This is a genomic window from Serratia sp. TMDUHS_CL, from assembly GCF_037137105.1.
Classification (GTDB): domain Bacteria; phylum Pseudomonadota; class Gammaproteobacteria; order Enterobacterales; family Enterobacteriaceae; genus Serratia; species Serratia nevei.
In genome coordinates, this window is sequence record NZ_JBBBDV010000028.1 from 1 (window position 1) to 1,932 (window position 1,932).

Annotated in this window: 2 protein-coding genes; both read right to left on the bottom strand. The window is 63.5% G+C overall.

Going from position 1 to position 1,932, the window contains the following annotated elements:
* On the bottom strand, positions 1–1,517 hold a 1,517-nt coding region (locus WCL58_RS25190), incomplete at its 3' end, for a S8 family peptidase (RefSeq protein WP_336851750.1).
* A 117-nt stretch (positions 1,518–1,634) separates the two neighbouring features.
* A partial coding sequence (locus WCL58_RS25195) for an autotransporter outer membrane beta-barrel domain-containing protein (RefSeq protein WP_336851751.1) occupies positions 1,635–1,932 on the bottom strand: 298 nt, incomplete at its 5' end.

Sequence of the window (1,932 nt, forward strand, 5' to 3'; positions counted from 1 at the left end):
GTGCCGGTCAGCTCCAGGATTCCCGCACCCTCTTTGGTCAGGCCGCCGTGGCCGGAAATGTTGTTGGAGTAGATTTCCCATCCACAGTGGAAGTCATCACATTTCCTGGCGTGCAACGTACCGGCATCCACCTCGGCGCCCCTCCCCGGAATATTGGCGACAAACTGGGTCGGGCCATAGGCCACGCCCGTCGGATCCGGGATGCGGAACTCCGCGGGAATATCCTCGACGGTATAGAACATACCCGGGCCGTTGATGGCCTTGCCCAGGTTGATCATCCCCCAGCCATAGAGCGCATCGATGCCCGGCGCGCCCATGTCGGTGGCGGTGGTTTTCAACACGTCGGCAATCTGCGCCGAGGTCATGTACGGGAAGCGCTGCGGCAACACCGCCACCGCGCCGGTGACGTGCGGCGTCGCCATCGAGGTGCCGTTTTTATTGCCGTAGTCCGACACCAGGTTGGCCGGATCGGAACCATTGGCCACGGTGCTGTAGATTTTGCTGCCCGGCGACGAGACGCAGAAGCTGGCGGTATAGCCGCAGCGGGAAGAGAAGCTGCTGATGGTGTAAGGCACGCTGTTGGTCGATGCCGCATCCTGCGCCACGCTGGCAACCGAGAGCCAGTTCGGTGCGATGTCCGGCACGAAGTAGGCCAGCCCGCTGATCACATCCGGTTGGTTGTAGTTGCCGTCGTTGCCGGCGGCGAACAGCACCAGAATATTTTTGCGCGCCGCGTCGATGGCGCCCTGATAGCCTGCGCCGGCCAGGCTGCCGAGCAGCGGTTTGACCTGATCGAATTGTTCCTGCGCATCCTGCAGCTCAAAGTGCAGCGCGTTAGGATCGCGGCCGCCGTCGGACAGAAAGTCGGGAATACTGACGCCCCAGCTGTTGTTGATCACCCGCGCACCGCTGTTGATCATCGCCTGCCAGCCGGCATTGGTGACGGCGCCGTCCAGGCCGAGAAATTCGCCGTAGGCCGGGCCGTCGTTGTCGTTATCGACGCTGATCACCTGCGAATCGAAGGCCACGCCATGCATGCCGACGCCATCGCGGTTGGCGGCGCTGATGCCCGCGACGTGCACCCCGTGATTGCTCAGCATGCCCTGTGAGCCGCTGTAGAAGTGGAAGGTGCCGTCGAAGTAAAAGCGGTCGCCGGCGTTAATGCCCGGCCGGTGCGGATCGGTGTAGGCGCGATAGCCTTCGGTGACCACGTTGATCAGTTTGCCGTCGCCGGCGAACTCGGGATGGCGGTTGACCGGGGTATCGAAAATGCCCACCTTCTGCCCTTTGCCGGTATAACCGGCGGCGTAGGCCTCATCGGCATGGATCGCCCCCAGCCCCCAGTTGGCGTTGAATTCGGCGCTGCGCCAGCTGGCCGGATCGCCGGCTTGGCCGTTCACCTCGTGCGGTGCCGCCTGCGCATACCCCGCCAGCGCCATGCAGCAGACCAGCGCGTTCAGCCGCCACGGCGAGCGACGAACGTTTCCTTTGCTATCAAAACCCATTGTTGTTGTCATTTCCTTACCTTTTGCTTGTTATTGGCCGACGCCCCAGGTGCGCCGGGTTCTCATTAGCAGGATGTGAAAAAGGAACCGCCCGCAGACGGTTCCCTACAAGGATTAAGTCGATGTTGCTTAGAAGCGCCAGGTGAAGCCGGCGTTGACGCTGTTGTCCTGGTGGTGCTGCGACAGCAGCCCGCCGTAGCCCAGCGACAGCGTGGCGTTTTCGTTCACCGCCACTTCCGCCCCCGCCTTCAGCACCATCCCGTCGCGCGAGACCGGCACGCTGTCCACCACGAACGGCGCGTTGCCGCCGTTGAACCGCAGCCCGGTGCCTCGTTCCAGCCCGCCGTACTGGTGTTGCCACCCCAGCTCGCTGCGCAGCGCCACCGTCGTGCCCGGGCTAACATGCCATTCGGTGTCCGCACGCAGG